Source organism: Actinacidiphila acidipaludis, assembly GCF_019890725.1.
In the GTDB taxonomy this organism is placed as follows: Bacteria; Actinomycetota; Actinomycetes; order Streptomycetales; family Streptomycetaceae; genus Actinacidiphila; species Actinacidiphila acidipaludis.
The window spans coordinates 12,409-30,769 of the sequence record NZ_JAINZZ010000055.1 but is presented as its reverse complement, the minus strand read 5'-3'; the positions used below and the strand labels follow the sequence as shown (position 1 = coordinate 30,769).

The 18,361-nt window shown below is 72.1% G+C and carries 17 protein-coding genes; 12 read left to right on the top strand and 5 right to left on the bottom strand.

What is annotated here, in order from left to right:
- The first annotated feature begins 21 nt into the window (after positions 1–21).
- The 7 genes from K7862_RS29695 (at position 22) to K7862_RS29665 (ending at position 10,529) form a co-directional block, all read left to right on the top strand.
- Positions 22–1,428: a purine-cytosine permease family protein gene (locus K7862_RS29695; RefSeq protein WP_262414024.1), complete on the top strand. Its 1,407-nt coding sequence runs from the start codon at positions 22–24 to the stop codon at positions 1,426–1,428.
- A gap of 280 nt (positions 1,429–1,708) precedes the next feature.
- The gene (locus K7862_RS29690) at positions 1,709–3,697 is read left to right on the top strand and encodes a S53 family peptidase (protein ID WP_222967836.1); all 1,989 of its coding nucleotides are present in this window, start codon (positions 1,709–1,711) and stop codon (positions 3,695–3,697) included.
- Positions 3,698–3,838: 141 nt separating this feature from the next.
- Positions 3,839–4,258: a TOBE domain-containing protein gene (locus K7862_RS29685; protein ID WP_222967835.1), complete on the top strand. Its 420-nt coding sequence runs from the start codon at positions 3,839–3,841 to the stop codon at positions 4,256–4,258.
- A gap of 192 nt (positions 4,259–4,450) precedes the next feature.
- Positions 4,451–5,176, top strand: coding sequence for a WXG100-like domain-containing protein (locus K7862_RS29680; protein ID WP_222967834.1), 726 nt, complete (start codon positions 4,451–4,453; stop codon positions 5,174–5,176).
- A gap of 8 nt (positions 5,177–5,184) precedes the next feature.
- Complete coding sequence (locus tag K7862_RS29675) at positions 5,185–9,234, top strand: DUF6531 domain-containing protein (RefSeq protein WP_222967833.1); 4,050 nt, start codon at positions 5,185–5,187, stop codon at positions 9,232–9,234.
- A 55-nt stretch (positions 9,235–9,289) separates the two neighbouring features.
- Complete coding sequence (locus tag K7862_RS29670; protein WP_222967832.1) at positions 9,290–9,823, top strand: SMI1/KNR4 family protein; 534 nt, start codon at positions 9,290–9,292, stop codon at positions 9,821–9,823.
- Between the two features lie 211 nt (positions 9,824–10,034).
- Positions 10,035–10,529, top strand: coding sequence for an NUDIX hydrolase (locus K7862_RS29665; protein ID WP_222967831.1), 495 nt, complete (start codon positions 10,035–10,037; stop codon positions 10,527–10,529).
- A gap of 61 nt (positions 10,530–10,590) precedes the next feature.
- Here the strand turns inward: K7862_RS29665 and K7862_RS29660 are convergent, their stop codons facing one another.
- Positions 10,591–10,824 (bottom strand): chaplin, encoded by a 234-nt coding sequence (locus K7862_RS29660; protein WP_372461699.1) that lies wholly within the window; start codon positions 10,822–10,824, stop codon positions 10,591–10,593.
- Between the two features lie 397 nt (positions 10,825–11,221).
- Here K7862_RS29660 and K7862_RS29655 point away from each other — a divergent pair, with 397 nt between their 5' ends.
- Positions 11,222–11,848, top strand: coding sequence for a SigE family RNA polymerase sigma factor (locus K7862_RS29655; protein ID WP_222967861.1), 627 nt, complete (start codon positions 11,222–11,224; stop codon positions 11,846–11,848).
- A complete protein-coding gene (locus K7862_RS29650; RefSeq protein ID WP_222967830.1) occupies positions 11,845–12,669 on the top strand; it encodes a hypothetical protein in 825 nt (274 codons plus the stop codon). Before K7862_RS29655 ends, K7862_RS29650 begins: the two co-directional genes overlap by 4 nt.
- A gap of 70 nt (positions 12,670–12,739) precedes the next feature.
- Here K7862_RS29650 and K7862_RS29645 read toward each other — a convergent pair whose 3' ends face one another.
- The gene (locus tag K7862_RS29645) at positions 12,740–13,519 is read right to left on the bottom strand and encodes a ferritin-like domain-containing protein (RefSeq protein ID WP_222967829.1); all 780 of its coding nucleotides are present in this window, start codon (positions 13,517–13,519) and stop codon (positions 12,740–12,742) included.
- Between the two features lie 181 nt (positions 13,520–13,700).
- Here K7862_RS29645 and K7862_RS29640 point away from each other — a divergent pair, with 181 nt between their 5' ends.
- Positions 13,701–14,171 carry a DUF4396 domain-containing protein gene (locus K7862_RS29640; RefSeq protein ID WP_222967827.1) on the top strand — a complete coding sequence of 157 codons (471 nt, stop codon included), beginning with the start codon at positions 13,701–13,703 and terminating at the stop codon, positions 14,169–14,171.
- Positions 14,172–14,300: 129 nt separating this feature from the next.
- On the opposite strand, the gene K7862_RS29635 is transcribed toward K7862_RS29640, so the two are convergent.
- Entirely contained in the window at positions 14,301–15,137 is an 837-nt protein-coding gene (locus K7862_RS29635) for an undecaprenyl-diphosphate phosphatase (RefSeq protein WP_222967825.1), read from the bottom strand.
- Positions 15,138–15,246: 109 nt separating this feature from the next.
- On the opposite strand from K7862_RS29635, the gene K7862_RS29630 reads away from it, so the two are divergent.
- Positions 15,247–15,684 carry a BlaI/MecI/CopY family transcriptional regulator gene (locus K7862_RS29630; protein WP_222967824.1) on the top strand — a complete coding sequence of 146 codons (438 nt, stop codon included), beginning with the start codon at positions 15,247–15,249 and terminating at the stop codon, positions 15,682–15,684.
- Between the two features lie 181 nt (positions 15,685–15,865).
- Here the strand turns inward: K7862_RS29630 and K7862_RS29625 are convergent, their stop codons facing one another.
- Positions 15,866–16,873, bottom strand: a complete 1,008-nt coding sequence (locus tag K7862_RS29625; protein WP_262414021.1) for a DUF8832 domain-containing protein — start codon at positions 16,871–16,873, stop codon at positions 15,866–15,868.
- A gap of 189 nt (positions 16,874–17,062) precedes the next feature.
- Here K7862_RS29625 and K7862_RS29620 point away from each other — a divergent pair, with 189 nt between their 5' ends.
- Entirely contained in the window at positions 17,063–17,842 is a 780-nt protein-coding gene (locus tag K7862_RS29620) for a hypothetical protein (RefSeq protein WP_222967822.1), read from the top strand.
- Between the two features lie 77 nt (positions 17,843–17,919).
- Here the strand turns inward: K7862_RS29620 and K7862_RS29615 are convergent, their stop codons facing one another.
- Entirely contained in the window at positions 17,920–18,342 is a 423-nt protein-coding gene (locus tag K7862_RS29615; protein WP_262414029.1) for a type II toxin-antitoxin system PemK/MazF family toxin, read from the bottom strand.
- Positions 18,343–18,361 lie beyond the last annotated feature (19 nt).

Below are 18,361 nucleotides of genomic sequence, written 5' to 3'. Positions count from 1 at the left end.
ACGCAGGCTCGGGTGCCCGGCATGGAAGTCCGTTCCATCGACTACGTCCCGTTGCGTGAGCGGCACGGGAAACTCTGGCACCTGGGCCCGCTGTGGTTCATGTCGAACGCCCAGATCGCCACGCTGGCGGTGGGGCTGATCAGCATCACCGGCGGCGGGAACCTGATCTGGTCGCTGATCTCGATCGTCGCCGGGACCGTGCTCGGCACGTTCTTCATGGCGTTCCACTCGGCGCAGGGCCCGCAACTGGGACTGCCCCAGATGATCCAGTCCCGCCCGCAGTTCGGCTACGTCGGCGCCCTGCTGGTCTGGCTGTTCGCCTATGTGCAGTACGCCGGGTTCAACGTCTTCAACACCATCCTCGCCGGGCAGGCGATGAGCACCACCGCGCACGGCCCGGTGAAGTGGTGGGTGGCCGGGGTGACCGTGCTGGCCCTGGTGGTCGCGCTCGTCGGGTACGACGTCATCCACCGCGCCGAGCAGGTCCTCACCTACACGTTCCTCGTGGTCTTCGGCGTCTTCACGGTCGGTGTGCTGGCCACCTTGCACTACCCGGCCGGGTCGTTCGACCTCGGCGGCTTCAAGTGGACGCCGTTCCTCGCGCAGTTCGGCGTGGTGGCGGGCTACCAGATCAGCTGGGCGATCTACGTCTCGGACTACTCGCGCTACCTGCCGCCGGACGTGACGGTCCGCCGGACCTTCTACTGGACGTACTTCGGGTCGGCGCTGGGCGGCGCCTGGCTGATGGTGCTCGGCGCGCTGCTCGCGGCGTGGGCCGGCAAGGACTTCGACACCATCGCCTCGATCAACGCGGCCGGCGACAAGGTGTTCAGCGGCTTCGGCGCGATCGTGCTGGTCTTCGCAGCCCTGGGCCTGGTCTCGGTGACGGCGCTCAACATGTACGGCGGCTCCCTCACCCTCATCAGCGCCGCCGACTCGCTGCGCAAGGTCCGCCCGACCGTCGGCGCGCGACTGGTGACGCTGGCGGTGACCGCGGGACTGTCGCTGGTCGGCGCGCTCGCCGCGACCTCGCACTTCCTGGAGAACTTCAACAACTTCCTGCTGCTGGTGCTCTATCTGTTCATCCCGTGGACCGCGGTGAATCTGATGGACTACTACGTGGTGCGCCGCGGCCACTACGCCATCGCGGAGATCTTCAACCCGCATGGCATCTACGGGCGTTGGGGATGGCGGGGGATCACCGCCTACCTGGTGGGCTTCGCCGCGATGGTCCCGTTCTTCTCCGTCGGCACGCTGTTCACCGGTGTCGCCGCCAAGGCGCTGGACGGCGCGGACATCTCCCTCTTCATCGGACTCCCCGTCTCCGGCGCCCTGTACTGGTGGCTGGCCCGGACCATCGACGTGGACGCCGAAGTGGAGCTGGCGCGCGCGGAGGCCGTCCGCTTGGAGGACCCGGCGGCCGTCTGAGCGGTGCGCGGCACGCCTGACTCGCCCATCTCGCCCAATTTTAGGGGGAATTGACCCGCGTGTCGAATCTCTGCTTTAGGTAAAGCCCGAACGCGCGGTGATGGTTGGCTATTCCACGGAAACGTGCGGAGGGGCACACTACAGCCCAGCGCGCGCCATGGGCGTTCGCCGTTGCACAGCTGACACACCACCCCCACGCAACACGTATCCCACCGACCTTCATGTTGGAGTCGTCATTACCGACATACGCAAACCCCGTGTTCGGCGGGCCCGCGTAGCCGTGGTCGCAGGGGCCTCACTGGCCCTGGTGTCCGGCTCGCTGCTGCTCGCCGTCCCGTCGCAGGCCTCCGGGCCGGCGCCGGCCGCCAAGACCATCACCGGCAGCCACCCGACGTGGGCCACCGCCTCCGCCGACGCCGGCGCGGTGCCCTCCTCGACCGAGGTCACCGGCACGGTCTACCTGGCGGGTCAGGACCCCGCGGGGCTCACCGCTTACGCGACCGCGGTCTCCGACCCGGCCAGCGCCGGCTACGGCAAGTACCTCAGCCCGGCCCAGTACAAGGCCCGGTTCGGCGCCACCGCCGACCAGGTCGCCGCCGTGCAGAAGTGGGCCCGCGACGCCGGCCTGACCGTGGTCTCCACCACGGACCACGCCATCACCGTCAAGGGCACCAACGCGGCCGTCACCAAGGCGTTCGGCACCGGCATCCACCAGTACAAGGTGGCCGGCAAGGTGCGCCGCGCCCCGGCGAAGAACGTCGTCATCCCGGCCAAGGTCTCCTCGGCGATCCTCGGCGTGACGGGCCTGACCACGGGCGCCACCACGGCGGCCAAGCCGGACTCGCACCGCACGGACGCGCTGTCGGACAAGGGCTCCAAGCCCGCCGCCGGTCTGCCGACCGACCCGACCTGCTCGGACTACTGGGGCCAGAAGACCGCCACGGGCGCGCCGGCCGGTTACACCAACAAGGCCGTGCCGTTCGACCAGTGCTCCTTCTACCCGTCGCAGCTGCGCAAGGCCTACGGCATCACCGCCTCGGGCCTGACGGGCAAGGGCGCCACGGTCGCCATCATCGACGCGTACGGCAGCTCCACCATGCTGCAGGACGCCAACCAGTACTCGACGGCCCACGGCGACAAGGCCTTCAAGTCCGGCCAGTACAACGAGGTCATCGACTCCTCCAAGTGGGAGTACCAGGACCTGTGCGGCGGCCCCGCGGGCTGGGCACCGGAGGAGGCCCTGGACGTCGAGATGGTGCACGGGCTCGCCCCGGACGCCAACGTCGTCTACGTCGGCGCGAACTCCTGCACCGACGACGACCTGCTGGGCGCGATCAGCACCGTCGTCGACAACCACCTCGCGGACGTGATCTCGAACTCGTGGGGCGAGGTCATGCACACCACCGACAACGCGGACGTGACCGCGTCGGAGATCGCCGCCTACGAGCAGGTCTTCAAGCAGGCCGCGATCGAGGGCATCGGCGTCAGCTTCTCCGCGGGCGACTGCGGTGACAGCAGCCCGGTGGCGGCCGCCACCGGCGCCAACTGCCAGGCCGACACCGCCCGTGCTCAGGCCAACTGGCCGGACTCCGACCCGTGGGTGACCTCGGTCGGCGGTACCGCACTCGGCCTGAAGGACAAGACCGGCGGCTACGGCTTCGAGACGGACATGGGCACCCTGCGGTCCAACCTGTCCGCCGACGGCAAGAGCTGGGAGCCGGCCGTGCCGGCGCCGTTCTACTTCGGCGGCGGCGGCGGCACCAGCGAGGACTTCGCGCAGCCGGGCTACCAGCGCGGTGTCGTCCCGACCATGCTGTCGCACACCCTGATGACCGGGGCGAACAGCAAGACCGCCCAGCGTGTGACGCCGGACGTCTCCATGAACGGCGACCTGTACACCTCGGTGCTCGTCGGCATCAGCGACGGCGCCCCGTACAGCGAGGGCGGCTACGGCGGCACCAGCGTCTCCTGCCCGGAGTTCGCCGCCGTCCAGGCCGACATCCTGCAGGCCCGTCACGGTCGTGCGCTCGGGTTCGCCAACCCGACGATCTACGACAAGTCCAAGCTGTTCCGTGACGTGGTGGACCGTCAGGCCCTGCACACCAGCACCCCGCTGAGCAACGTCGCCGACTTCGGCGTCATCAGCGGCGCGCTGCGGGTCCGCCTGGTCGCCTTCGGCCAGGACACCTCGCTCAACGCCGTCCACGGCTACGACAACGCCACGGGCGTCGGCTCGCCGACCGAGTCCTTCCTGAACTCCTTCCGGTAAGCCGTTCCGCGGCCGCACCGGCCGCACCCGAGGACCCGGCGGGGACCGCTCCCCCGCCGGGTCCTCCGCGTTTCCGGACCGGACGCCGCGTTAGAGTGCTGGTGCACATCAGGTGAAACCGGACCAAGAGGTGGATTCCCCGTGTTCCTGAGCATCCGCAACCAGATCGCCGGCACGGTCGCCTCCGTCACCACCGGCGAGGCCATGGCCGCGGTCGCGGTGCGGCTCGACGGCGGCCACGACGTCACGGCGGCGGTCACCCGCGACGCCGTCGACGACCTCGCGCTCGCACCCGGCACCCCGGTCCGCGTGCTGGTGAAGTCCACCGAGGTCGCCCTCGCGACCGGGCGGGTCGGCACGATGAGCATCCGCAACCGGATCCCGGGCACGGTCAGCGCGGTCAGCAACGGCGCCGCCATGTCCGTCGTCAGGATCGCCGTCGCGGGCGGCGAACTGACCGCCGCCGTCACGAGGGCCGCCGCCGACGAACTCGCCCTCGCCGAGGGCACCGAGGTGACCGCGCTCATCAAGTCCACCGAGATCTCTCTCGCGTTGACATGACCGCCGCCTGACCTCGCCATGGTCTGTACATGACCCGTGCATGACCGATACATGACCACGGGCCGGTGCGGTCTTTACTTCGCGCGCGTCCCTGGGCCGGAACCCGCTCGCCCCTTCTTGACGTCCTGTGTTCGGATGGTGTTCTCATCGTTCGATGGTGTCTGCGACGACGGATCGGGGGGGGGCAGACTCGTGTCGATCAACCTGCCGCACTGGCTGGCGGAGGTCGTGAACATCCTCGGGTTCAACTGGCCCGAGATCGACGAGGACCAGCTGCGCGACGCGGCCAAAGGCCTGCGCCGGTACGCCGATTCGGCGCAGAGCTCGCACGACGTCACCCACGGCGTGGTGACCGGCGGGCTGCAGGAGACCTACGCGGCCCAGTCCTACACGGCGCTCGCCGAGGTGTGGGGCTCGCAGACCCAGGGCCACATGAAGACCCTCATCGAGGGCTGCCACCTGCTGGCCGACGCCCTGGACGTGGCCGCGATCGGCGTCGAGGCGATGAAGGACGAGTGCATCGTCCAACTCGGCATCGCCGCCGCCGAACTGATCGGTGACCAGGCCGCCGCGGTCTTCACCCTGGGCCTGTCGGAAGCGGCCGCGGTCGCCGAGATCGAGCTGCAGAACAAGCTCATGGACGGCATCCTCAAGCGCTTCGAGCAGGAGGTCATCGGCATCCTGGTCGACAAGACCATCGGCCCGCTCAAGGAGCAGATCGAGCACGCCGTCGGCCAGCTCCTGCTGGAGGAGGTCGCGCACGTCGCCGTCGGCGCCCCCGCGCCCGGCCTGAAGCTGGACACCGCGATGATGCGCGGCCACGCCAACACCATCAAGGACCAGGCCGAGGCGAACATCGCCCACGGTCACACCTTCTACTCCGAGGTCGGTCACCTGACCTACAAGACCGGGGGCTGAGCCGCGCCGTGAGCATCGCCGACAAGCTCGCCAAGCCCGTCGTCGAGATCATCGACCACATCGCCCAGAAGGTGCCCAAGGGCCTCGGCCACGGCCACCACCGGATCGCCGACCACGTCCACAAGGCCGCCGACCACTTCGACAAGGTCGAGGACGACCTCGCGAACAAGGCCAAGAGCCACCACCACGGCAGCGGGAACCACCACGACCCGCATGTGCCCGAGGGCACCGGCGCCTCGGCCGCCACGAAGGCGGGCGCGGACCGCGGCGGCAAGGCCGCGTCGGACGCGGTCAAGGACGCCGAGCACAGCGCCGGCAACGGCGACCTGCGCTTCCCCCACGGCCCCGACGACTCCATACCCGGGCACCACCGGCACTGCCTGAGCGACCCCGTCGACACCGCCTCGGGCGCGATGCTGCTGCCGGTCACCGACGTCCACCTGCCGGGCGCGCTGCCGCTGCTGCTGGAACGCACGCATCTGTCGTCGTACCGGCACGGTGTGTGGTTCGGGCCCACCTGGGCTTCGACGCTCGACCAGCGCCTGCAACTGGACACCCAGGGCGTGGTGTTCGCCGCCGCCGACGGCATGCGACTGCGCTTCCCGCCGCCGCGCCCGGGCGTCGCCGTGCTGCCGGAGTCCGGCCCGCAGCTCGGGCTGATGTGGAGCGGCGTCCCCAACCAGCCGATGCAGATCAGGGACCCCGCCACCGGGCAGGTGCTGGAGTTCCACCACCCGCGCCCGGCGGCCGGCCTCGAAGGCGCCGTCGTCCTGCGGCTGACCGGCGTGGAGGACCGCAACGGCCGCCGCATCGACATCACCTGGGGCGAGGACGACGCGCCCGCCCTGATCACCCACCACGGCGGCTACCGGATCGCCGTGGACCGCCACCCGCGACTGCCGCGCATCACCGGCTTCCGCCTGCTGGACACCGACGGCCCCGGCACCGGGACCGTGCTCGCGCGCTACGGCTACGACGCGCGCGGCGACCTGGTGGAGGTCGTCAACTCCTCCGGTCTTCCCGGCCTGTTCCGCTACGACGACCAGCACCGGATCACCGGCTGGACCGACAGGACCGGCACCGATTACGCCTACACCTACGACACCGCCGGCCGCGTGGTGCGCACCGAGGGCAGCGGCGGCGTGCTGTCCAACACCTTCGCCTACGACGACGAGACGCACACCACCACGTTCACCGACGCGCTCGGCAACGTGTCGTCCTACGTGTTCAACGACCAGGCCCGGCTGGTGCGCAGCACCGACCCGGCCGGTGCGGTGAGCACGCAGGAGTGGGACGCCGCCGGACGGCTGCGCCTCGCCGCGACCGACCCGCTCGGCCGCGTCAGCCGCTACGCCTACGACGCGGGCGACAACCTGACCACGATCACCTACCCCGACGGCACCAGCACCACCGTCACCTACGACCGGCTCGGCCTCCCGGTGGAGATGACCGACCCGGCCGGCCGCGTCTGGCGCACCGCGTACGACGACCGCGGCAACGTCGTCGAGGCGACCGACCCGGCCGGCGCCACCACGGTCAGCACCTACGACGAGGCGGGCGACCTGGTCGCCGTCACCGATCCACTCGGGGCCCGGCAGGAACTCGTCCACGACGCGGCCGGCCTGCCGGTGGCCGTCACCGACCAGCTCGGCCGCGTCACCACCGCCCGCCGTGACGCGTTCGGCCGCATCGTGGAGAGCACCGACGCGCTCGGCGGCACCGTCCGGTTCGGCTTCACCGTCGAGGGGCAGTTGCTGTGGTCCGAGCGCTCGGACGGCCGCCGCGAGGAGTGGACGTACGACGCCGAGGGCAACGCCCTCACCCACACCGACGCCACCGGCCGGGTGTCGTCGCAGACCACCGGCCCCTTCGGTATGACCGACGGCAGCGCGGAGACCGACGGCGCCGCCTACGCCTTCACGCACGACACCGAGCAGCGGCTCACCGCGGTCACCAACCCGCTCGGGCAGAGCTGGACCTACACCTACGACGCGGCCGGGCGGCTCGTCGAGGAGACCGACTTCTCCGGCCGCACCCTCGGCTACCGCTACGACGCGGCCGGGCAGCTCACCGAGCGCTCCAACGGCGCGGGCGAGACCGTCACCTTCACCCGGGACGTCCTGGGCCGCGTCACGGCGTTCACCGACGCCGGCGGCACCACGTCCTTCGCCTACGACGCGGCCGGCAACCTGGTCCGCACCGCGAACGCCGACGCCGAGATCGTCTACGCCTACGACGTGCTCGACCGGATGGTCTCCGAGACCGTCGACGGCCGCCGCACCACCTGGTCGTACGACGCGCTGGGCCGCACGACCAGCCGCCGCACCCCGTCCGGGATCGTCTCCACCTGGACCTACGACGCGGCCGGGCGGCCGCGCACGCTCGGCCTCGGCGGCCACCTCACCGAGTTCGGCCACGACGAGCTGGGCCGGGAGGTCTCCCGCACCGCCGGTCCCGGGCTGACCCTCACCCAGGACTGGGACGGCACCGGGCGGCTGACCGGCCAGACCGTGCTGGGGCCGGCCGGTCCCGGCGTGCCCGTCCAGGAGCGCGGCTACCGCTACCGCCCCGACGACCTGCTCACCGAGATCCACGAACTGACCACCGGGACGCGGACGTTCGACCTCGACGCGGCCGGCCGGGTGACCGCCGTGCGGGCCCGCGGCTGGACCGAGGACTACGCCTACGACGCGCTGGGCAATCTGACGCGCTCGGCGACGCCCCTGGACCGGCCCGAGGACACCGCCCGCGAGTTCACCGACGGCCGGCTCCGGCGGTCCGGGCGCACCGGGTACGAGTACGACGCCCAGGGCAGGATCGTGCGCAGCACCCGCCGGCTGCTCAACGGACAGCGCCAGGTGCGGACGTTCACCTGGAACGCGCACGACCAGCTCACCGCCACCGTCACCCCCGACGGCACCCGCTGGACGTACCTCTACGACCCCGCCGGGCGCCGCATCGCCAAGCGCCGCCACGACGGCGACGGCACGGTGGCCGAGGAGATCCGCTTCACCTGGTCCGGCGCGCAGCTCGCCGAGCAGACCACGGCCGGCGGGCGGACCACCACCTGGGAGTACGTCCCCGGCACCTACCGGCCACTGGCCCAGCTCGCCCACGCCCACGGCCCCGGCGACGGCGGCGATGGCACGGACGGCCCCGGCCACGACCTGTCCCGCGACGACGACCAGGCGCTGGTCGACGGCCGCTTCCACGCCATCGTCACCGACATGACCGGCCGGCCCACCGAACTGGTCTCCCTCGACGGCGAACTGGCCTGGCAGCAGCGCACCACCCTGTGGGGCGTGCCGGTCACCGATCCGGCGGACGACGCGGTGGACTGCCCGCTGCGCTTCCCCGGCCAGTACGCCGACGCCGAGACCGGCTGGTACTTCAACTACTTCCGCCACTACGACCCGGAGAGCGCGCGCTACACCGCGCCCGACCCGCTCGGCCTGGACCCGTCACCCAACGCGCAGACGTACGTGGCGAACCCGTTCGCCTGGATCGACCCGCTGGGGCTGAAGCCCAAGTACAAGGTCCTTCCCGGCTGGAAGGACGGCGAGCCGATCGACACCACGTGGGGCGGGCGCGTCACCTACAGCCCCCTGGGCGACCACAACCGGCCCGGTCAGGTGACCGCGGTGATCCACCAGGACATGCTCGGGCAGAACACCGGCCCCAAGATCGACAAGAACGCGATACCCGGCTGGGACAACGCCCACAACCTGGAACGCGGACACCTGCTCGCCGCCCAGCTCGGCGGCTCCAACACGATCCCCGAGAACTTCGTGGCCCTGCACGAGTACTCGAACTCACCCGTCATGCGCCACTACGAGAACCAGGTGGCGGCCGCGGTCCGCAACGGCCACGTCGTGACGTACACCGTCACGCCGATCTACCGCAACGCCTCCGACCTGCGGCCGGTGGGCCTGACCATCCACGCCACCAGTCCGCAGGGATTCCACTTCAGCCCGCACAGCCCGAACAAGAAGGAGCGGCGTGCCTGGCGGAAGAACCCGGACATCAACGCCATCACCATCCTCAACAGCTGCCGCTGAGGCCTGTCCGGCGGCTGTGCCATCCTGAGATCCCCGAAGAGAGAGCGCCGACGTCATGACCACACCCCTGGAGCGGCTGACCCGCCTCGCGCCTCCGGCCGACCGCCCGGGCCCGACCGACTGGGCCGACGCCGAAAGCCGCCTCGGACATCCGCTGCCCGGCGACTACAAGGAGCTCGTCGACGCCTACGGGCCCGGCGAGTTCGACGGCCACGTCCGGCTGCGGGCGCCCGAGGGCCCGAACGGCGGACGCGGTCTAATCGCCATGAACGACGGGTACTTCGAGGAGCTCGAGGACATCTGGGAGATGAACGAGGAGGCCCCGGAGGAGATCGAGGAGGAGGGCACCACCCTCGTCGTCTGGGCCCGCACCAAGGACGCCGAGACCCTCAACTGGCTGGTGCGTCCCGGCACGTCCCCCGACGAGTGGCCCGTGATGGTCCTCAACGACGACCTGACCGAGTGGGAGACCTACCCGGTCACCGCCACGGAGTTCCTCGCCGGGCTGCTGGCCGGCGACATCGACTCAGCCATGCTCTCCTCCGAACTCACCCCGCCCGACCACACCTTCGAGCCGCGGCAGGGATGACCGGCCCGGCCGCGGCGCCCCTGGACCGACTGGTCCGGCTGGTCCCGCCGCCCGCCGGCGCGGCCGCGGTGGCCGACTGGCACGACGTCGTCCTCCGAACTCGCGCCGCCCGGCCGCACGTTCCACCCGTACCCGGGCTGACGCGGCCGACCGGGGCGCCTTCGAGCGCGTCCGGGACAAGGGCCGGGGCGGCGGCGGGCAGACTGGGGGGATGGCGGGCAAGCGCAGTGCCGGCATCCTGCTGTTCCGCAGGACGGGCGGCGGCACGGACGGTGACAGCGGTGACAGCGGCGTCGAGGTGCTCCTCGGCCACATGGGCGGCCCCTTCTGGGCCCGCAAGGACGCCGCGGCCTGGTCGGTCGTCAAGGGGGAGTACGAGGAGGACGAGGGCCCGGCGGCCGCGGCCCGGCGCGAGTTCACCGAGGAGCTGGGGCTGCCGGTCCCGGACGGGGAACTCGTCCCGCTCGGCGAGGTGCGGCAGTCGGGCGGCAAGCTGGTCACGGTGTGGGCGCTGGAGGGCGACCTGGACCCGGCCGCGGTGGTGCCGGGCACCTTCACCCTGGAGTGGCCCAAGGGCTCCGGCACGCTGCGGGAGTTCCCCGAGCTGGACCGGGTCGGCTGGTTCGGCCTGGCGCCGGCCCGGGAGAAGATCGTGAAGGGCCAGCGCCCCTTCCTCGACCGCCTGGCCGAGCACGCCGCCGGCTGACCGCGGCGCACAACGGCCGGGACCCCGTACCGCGGGCCCCGGCCGTACGGTGCGGCGGTTCTCAGTCGGTGGTGCAGGAGTCCCCGAGGGCCGGGTTCAGCAGGCCGATCACGTCCACGGAGTCACCGCAGAGGTTGATCGGGAGGTCGATCGGGACCTCGATGACGTCGCCGGACAGCACACCCGGCGAGTTGGACGCGCTGCCGTTCGCACCGGAGTCGGCGACGGCCGCGCCGCCCGACACGAGGATGATCCCGCCGGCCAGCACAGCCAGGGCGGCGCTCTTGTGCATCAGCTTCACGACTTCTCCTTCGGTGATACGGGGATGGGACGGGAAAGAGCTCAGGTCACGCCGTCCGTTACTGGGCGTCCGCAACTGAGCACTCAACGTATCCGATCTTCATCCTGAGACCGGCCGATCTTGTGCTCGTACGCTTGCCGGATCCCCCGTCCGGTGCAGCGGACCGCGACCGTCCGGGCCAGCCGGGCCGCCCGCCGGGACGACGCGCCGTGCAACCCCCCGGACCGGAACCGGAGTGATACCGGGAGAGAGCACGGCGCACGTGCGGAATCCGGCGTGCCCGTCGTCCGGGAAGGGGACACCGATGCACCGAGGAGCGCGTCCATGACGGTCACTGACGGCGACGCGGGAGGGCCGGCCGTTGACGAGTTCTGACGGATGGTCGCTCACCGTGCCGGTCCGCGCGGGCGACCACCCGGGCCCGCAGGCGCCGCCCGCCGACGGCACACCGGACTTCAGCGCGTACGCGGCCGTGCGCTGGTCGCGCCTGGTGTGCACGGCCTACCTGCTGACCGGTGACCACCACGAGGCCGAGGACCTGGTGCAGGCCACGCTGGCCAAGGTCTATCTGCACTGGCCCCGGATCAGCCGGCTCGGCGAGCCGGACGCGTACCTCCGCCGCGCCCTGGTCAACAACAACCTGAGCCGGTTCCGCAAGCGCCGCGTCGTCCAGTTGCTGACGCCCCGGCTGCCCGACCGGGAACGGGACAGCGGCACCGGCCAGGTCGAGGACCGCACCTCGCTGACGGCGGCGCTGGCCGCGCTGCCAGCCCGGCAGCGCGCGGTCGTGGTGCTGCGCTACTGGGAGGACATGAGCGAGCAGCAGGTCGCCGACGTGCTCGGCTGCACCGTCGGCAACGTCAAGAGCCAGGCCAGCCGCGGCCTGCGCAAACTCCGCACGCACCCAGCGCTGGCGGGGCTCGGCGTCCCGGGCGACACGCCCGACGCCGGATCGGACAGCCCGGGCGCCGGCGATCAGGCCGGTACGGCCCCCGGCGGGAAGGAGACGGCACGATGAGCACGCATCAGGACGACGCGGCGCGAGGGACTTCGGGCCTCGCCGCGGACGACGGGAGCCCCGGCGCCCCCGGCATGGGCGGGATTCCCGCCGCGGACCCGGACGCCGACCGTCTGCGCCGCGCGCTGCGGGACGCCGCGACGGGCATCCGGCCGTCCCCCTGGCCGGCCCGCGCGGTCATGGAACGGGCCGGACGCGGCCGCCGCAACCGGCGGCTGACCGTCACCTTGTCGGCCGTCGCGGTGGTGGCCGCCGCCGGCAGCGGGATCGTGCTGACGGAGAACCGCGCGGGCGGGTCCGGCGGCCCGCAGGCAGCGCCCGCGGCGGCGCCCGCCGCACCGGGCCACGGCACACCCACGGCGTCGCACGTTCCCACCTCCCCGCCGACCCCGGCCCTGACCTGGCCCACGGTCCGCGTGGTGGCACCCGGCCGGGTCGTCGTCATGGGCCACGGCCCGCGGCTGAAGCTCGAAGCCGGGCAGCGCTGCGTCGGGACCCCGGGCGACTGGTCGTGCAAGAGCGTCACGGACGGCAACCAGGCCGCGGGCACGGTCAGCCTCCAGTCCCAGGGCGGCACGACCGGCGCCCTCTACACGCCCCTGTACATCGGCGGCGGCACGGCCGCGCGGATGAGCGTCACCGTCGCGGGCCACGAGTACCCGCTGCAGGTCGTGACGCTGCCCGGCCACCCCGGCTACGCCACCGGCTACGGGACCGCCCCGGCGCCGGCCCGTGGGCCGGGCGAACGACTGCCGGCGTTCACCGAGCTGAAGGTGACCGTGTACGACACGAGCGGGACGGTGCTGGCCACCCTCCCGTGACCACCGCCCTTCCGCTCCGGGCGTCCGCGGGGGAGGCGCCCGGACGAGGGGTCGGTTCGGCGGCGGCGGTTCAGGCCACGGCGACCGCCGGTCCGCCGAGCGCGTTGCGGCGGGCGGGCATGGCCAGGGTCACCATGCGGCGCCAGCCGTACGCCCGCTCGTAGAGGTAGACCGCGTGGATGCCGGCCCTGAGCGCCGCGGCCTTGGGGGCCGGCCAGCCCAGGATGCGGCCCATGTTGGCCATCACCGCCAGGCTCACGTCCCGGTAGATCCGGATCTCGGCCAGCGCGCACTCGCGCAGGATCCGGTTGATGGTGCGGCCGTGGCCCAGCGCGGACAGCCGGAGCAACTCCTCGTGGCAGTAGGCGAGGTGGTTGTCCTCGTCGCGGGCGATCGCCCGGACCGCCTTGCCGATCTCCGGGTGGCCGGCGAAGTACTTGAGCAGCATCGCCATCTGCTCCGAGGCGCGCTGCTCGGTCACCCGGCTGTGGGCCAGGTAGGTGACGATGTCGGCCTCGGTCAGCGCGGTGTCCTCACGGAGCCGGGAGTGCGCCAGGCCGATGCCGTGCCGCTCCAGCAGCATCGTGTAGTCGGTCTCCGGCGGCACCGGAACGGACTCCAGGCCCCGCTTGCGGATGAGCTGGGTGAAGATCCGGCCGTGCTTGTCCTCGTCCGCGCCGTGGCGGGCGATCTTGGGGGCGAGTTCGCGCTGCGACTCGGGCACGAGGGCGGAGATCCGCCCGTTCTCCCACCCGCCCTGCGACTCGCCGCTCGCCGCGATCGAGCAGAAGAGCTGGAAGGAGTCGTCGTCGTCCAGGATCTCCGTGAACAGGCTGCGGGGAGACAACATCGCGTGGCTCCTTCGAGGTCGACCGTCAGGGCATGAAGAGTCCCCATGAGTCAAGGTGCACCCGGTCGACCCCGCAACCGGTGCCGCCCGCCGCTGCTCCGACCGGCGTACGGGAATACCCCCAGGGGGTATGTGGTTCCCCTCTTCGTACGGAGCTTCCGATCGGGTACGGAGGGGAACGATGGAGACGCACACCGGGCACACCGGGCACCACGGTCATGGCGGCGGGGGCTGGCGCGGCGCCGCACAGGCCACCCTGCACTGCCTCACCGGCTGTGCGATCGGCGAGGTCCTGGGCATGGTGATCGGCACGGCCGCCGGGCTGCACAACGGCGCGACGGTGGCGCTCTCCATCGTGCTCGCGTTCGCGTTCGGCTACGCGCTGACGATGCGGGGCGTCCGCCGGGGCGGCCTGCCCGTCGCGCAGGCGCTCAAGGTGGCGCTGGCCGCGGACACGGTGTCCATCGCGGTGATGGAGCTGATCGACAACACGGTCGTGGTCGGCATCCCCGGAGCGATGGACGCGGGCCTGGCCGACGCGTTGTTCTGGGGTGCGCTGGTGGCTTCGCTGGCGCTGGCCTTCCTCGTGACCACCCCGGTCAACCACTGGCTCATCGCCCGCGGCCGCGGCCACGCAGTGATCCACGCCTGACGGCCTCCCGCCGGGTCCCACCACCCGGCATCCGGGCTGCCTCCGACAGACGGACGAGCGGCAAGCGATAACAGGGGCGCGGGCGGGACGTGCGAGCCCGCAAGGGCTGAACCCTCGAGAGAGGGGGCGTCAGGCAGAGAGAACGCCCGTGGCCAGCATGCCCATGAGGGCAACACCGATCAGAACGCGGTACCCCACGAACGCGTTGAGCGAATGGTTCGCAACGAACTTGAGCAGCCACGCGATCGACGCATACGCGACGACGAACGAGATCAGCGTCCCCACGACCAGTGGCGCCGCCCCCGCGCCGGTCCCCAACGCATCCTTCAGCTCGTACAACCCCGCCCCGGTCAACGCGGGAATCCCGAGGAAGAAGGAGAGCCGGGTGGCCGCCAGCCGATCGAGGTCCCGGATCAGCGCCGTGGAGATGGTCGCGCCCGAACGGGAGAACCCGGGGAACAGCAGCGCCAGAATCTGCGAAGACCCCACGATCATCGCGTCCTTGAGGTCCGTGTCGTCCTCACCGCGCTTGTGCCGGCCCATCTGGTCCGCCGCCCACATGAACCCGCTGCCCACGATCAGCGACGCCGCGACCACCCACAACGACGCCAGCGGCCCGTCGATGAGCGGCTTGGCCGCCAGGCCGACCAGCACGATCGGGATCGTGGCGTAGATCACCCACCACGCGAACTTGTAGTCGTGGTGGTACCGCTCTTCCTTGTGGAGCAGCCCGCGCGAGAACGCGGAGACGATCCGCGTGATGTCCTTGAAGAAGTAGACGAGCACCGCCGCGATCGCGCCGACCTGGATGACGGCGGTGAAGCCGACCACCCCCTTGTCGTCGACCGGGATGTTCATCAGACCTTCGGCGATCTTCAGGTGACCGGTGGAGGAGACCGGCAGGAACTCGGTCACGCCCTCGACCACGCCGAGCACCGCGGCCTGTCCGATGCTGATCGCGCTCAATGCGTCCGTCCCGGGGGATCTCGCGCCCGGCCCGGGCTTCCGGCGGGCGGTGTGGCGGGTGAGCCCTGCGGCACACTCGTGGAGGAACAGTCCGTCTACACTCGCGTAGATGGTCTACGAGACTGTAGACGAGGTGTGGACGGGAGGCCAAGCCGTGACGTCGGACGCGTCGCGCCCAGCGAACGGCCCCCCGCAGCGCAGGAAGGCCAACGGCGTCCTGGCCGCCGAGGTCCTCGACGTCCTGCAGTCCGCCGGTGTTCCGCTCACACCCGCCGAGGTGATGGGCCGCCTTCCGGAAGCCCTCGCCTACAGCACTGTGGTGACGACCCTCTCACGGCTTTACGCCAAGGACGTACTCGTGCGGGCGCCTCGCGGGCGGGCGTTCGCGTACGCCCCGGCGGCGGACGCGGCAGGGCTGGCCGCACGGCGGATGCGGGAGGCGCTGGAGAAGGAGCCGGACCACGCGACGGTGCTGCTGCGTTTCCTCGACGCCCTCTCCCCCGACGACGCGTCGCACCTTCGCCGCCTTCTTCGGGTCGTTCCCTAGCTGCCCTGTCCACCCGGGGGGACCTCGCGCCCCCTTCGGGTCACGACCTGCCCCTTGCGGTGCGTTGCCGACTGCTGCGCCGTCGTGGCTTGTCGCGTTGGGGGCACCTCCCGGGCGGAGGCCGGGAACGCGCACCCGGGGGCACCCCCGAATCCGTACCGCTCTACCGGGCTGGAAGCCGTCAGGTGATGTGGAGGGTCACGGCGGCGACGTGGAGGGCGCCCCGCACCTGGAACTGGAGGAAGAGACGCCAGTCGCCGGACTCCCGCAACGTGGAGTGGAAGGCCAGTTCGGGTCCACCGTGGGACGCGCCGGCCGCGGCCACGGGGTGGACGTGGGCGAACGCCATATCCCCCGCGTGGATCGCCGTGAGATGCGCGTACGCGCCGAGATACGGCTCCAGGCCGGAGACCGCCTCGCCCGCACGGGTGAACCGGACGGTGAGCGGCCGCACCGCCCCACCCCCGGGATCCCCGCTCACCGTGACGGTGTACCCGTCCGCCCCCACGGCGGGTGCCGCCGCGGGCAGCGGCACGGCGACCGCGCGCCCCGGCACCGTGACGAGGCGCGACAGCACGAAGTCCCGCCCGGCCCCGGGCCCGGAGGCCGGGCTGAAGGTCGCGTAGAGCCGCCACCGCCCGGGCGTCAGCGCCCCCAGCGCCGCGGTCCAGCCGCCGTCCTGCGCCATCACCGGGTGCACATGCTGAAAGCCGCTCAGATCCGAACGCACCGCGTAGAAATGCAGCTTCCGCGTCTGGTCGACGGCGAAGTCGGTGACGGGCATGCCGTCGGGCGCGGTGATGTCGAAGCGGTAGCGGGTGGCGACGCCCGCGGGCAGCGTCGCCGCGGCGGCCACCAGGCGGTACCCGTCCCGGGTGTCGGCGAGGCCGTCGCCGGGGGGCCCGGCCGCCATGCCGGGCATCCCGGGCATGCCCGCGGTCGTCGGCATGCCCGAGGACGCCGTCGGCGCCGACACGGAGGACGCACCCCGCGCGGACGCGGTGCCCCCGCCCATGCCGGGCATGGCGGAGTGCGCGGTGCCGCGGGCCGACCCGCAGCCAGCCAGCAGCACGGCGAGGACGGCCGCACCGCCCAGGACTCCGGCACGCCGCCCGGGGCGGCGCCCGGCACCCCGACGACCGGGGGCGCGATCGTCGGCGGCGCTGCGGGCCGCGAGGCCATCCGGCATTGCTGGGCTCCCTGCTTCTCGTCCCCCGGCCGGCCGAAGTGGGCCGTACGGGGGACGATACCCGGGCGGGGTATCCAGAACGGAAGCTGACGCGCTGAGGGCCCGAGAAACGGCACAACTCGGTATCGGACGCGGACCCGTCGCCTTACGACGGTTGCCGCCACAGCTTCGTCGGCCATACTGACGGCCGTGGAGCAGCCCATAGGTCAGAACGTGACACCGACGACGCCCGCCGCCGGGACGGACCCGGCCTTCTTCCCCGGCCTCGTCCCGCCGCAGGCCGGCGAGCCCGGGAAGCCCGGGAGCACGAACGCGGCCGAGGACGCGATCCCGGCCGCCCTGAAGGGGTCGGCCGCGCGGAAGCCCGCCGCCGAGGCTCCGGAACCGGAGGCCCAGCCCGAATCCCAGCCCGAATCCGCCCAGCCCGAAGCCGCCGAGTCCGGCGACGACGCGGCCGCGGAGGACACCGCGAGCACCCCGGACGACGCGCTCGGCCAGGACGACCGTGCGGACGACGAGGACGCCGACGACGGCAAGCCCGTCTTCGAGGCGTCCGACCGCCGCGCCGGGATCGTCGCCGACCGCCACGGCGTCACCTTCACGCTGGACGAGGAGACCGCCGAGTTCGGCTGGGACGAGATCGGCGCGGTGGAGATCGACACGCCGCGCTTCGGCAAGCGCTTCGGTGTGACCGTCTACACGTCCACCCGCCGCTGGTTCCAGTGCGACGTGGAGGCCTCCTCGCGGTCCGAGCTCAAGGCGTGGACCGCCGAGCTCGACGCCGTCCTGGACGCCCGTTTCGAGGACGAGAAGCCCGAGGCCGAAGAGCCCCAGGCCGAGGCCGACAGCACGGCCGTGACCGCCGAGGACGCGGACGGGTCTGAGGACAAGACGGCAGAGAAGGCCGACGACAAGGCCGGGGACAAGGCCGAGGCCGCCGCGGAGGACAAGGACTCCGCCGACGCCTGACGGCGCCGGCGGGCCGTCCGCCGAACGCCCCGCGACCGGTGACCCGCCCACCCGGGCACGTCACCGGTCGCCGCGTCTCACGACCAGCCGTACAGCTCCTTGAGGCGGTTGACCACCAGGTTGAACCGCCCGCGGTCCAGCGCGCACGCCTCGCGCCGCATGCCCTGCTCGTGCAGCCGCATCACCCGGTCGACGTCCACCCAGGAGTCGCGGCCCTCGCGGTCCCACGGGCCCGCGCCGATCGCGACCCACTCCCGGTCGTGGTCGTGCCGCTTGCTCGACAACCGGACGGCGAGCACGGTGCCTCCGGGCTCGCGCGCCACCACCAGGACGGGCCGGTCCTTGCCGCGTCCGTCGTGTTCCTCGAAGGGCACCCAGGTCCACACGATCTCGCCGGGGTCCGGGTCGCCGTCGTGCGCGGGGGCGTACTCGGTACGCACCCGGCCCACGTCACGCGGGTCGGCCTCGGTGGTGGCGTACGGGCCGGTGGCGCCCGGCAGTTCGGCGTGGTTCTCGCTG

What these genes read in the sequence shown, in the direction of transcription:
- K7862_RS29625 (WP_262414021.1), bottom strand. Translation starts at nt 16,873, where the DNA reads ATGCCGGATGGCCTCGCGGCCCGCAGCGCCGCCGACGATCGCGCCCCC.
- K7862_RS29640 (WP_222967827.1), top strand. Translation starts at nt 13,701, where the DNA reads ATGGAGACGCACACCGGGCACACCGGGCACCACGGTCATGGCGGCGGG.
- K7862_RS29645 (WP_222967829.1), bottom strand. Translation starts at nt 13,519, where the DNA reads ATGTTGTCTCCCCGCAGCCTGTTCACGGAGATCCTGGACGACGACGAC.
- K7862_RS29665 (WP_222967831.1), top strand. Translation starts at nt 10,035, where the DNA reads ATGGCGGGCAAGCGCAGTGCCGGCATCCTGCTGTTCCGCAGGACGGGC.
- K7862_RS29650 (WP_222967830.1), top strand. Translation starts at nt 11,845, where the DNA reads ATGAGCACGCATCAGGACGACGCGGCGCGAGGGACTTCGGGCCTCGCC.
- K7862_RS29630 (WP_222967824.1), top strand. Translation starts at nt 15,247, where the DNA reads ATGGTCTACGAGACTGTAGACGAGGTGTGGACGGGAGGCCAAGCCGTG.
- K7862_RS29670 (WP_222967832.1), top strand. Translation starts at nt 9,290, where the DNA reads ATGACCACACCCCTGGAGCGGCTGACCCGCCTCGCGCCTCCGGCCGAC.
- K7862_RS29695 (WP_262414024.1), top strand. Translation starts at nt 22, where the DNA reads ATGGAAGTCCGTTCCATCGACTACGTCCCGTTGCGTGAGCGGCACGGG.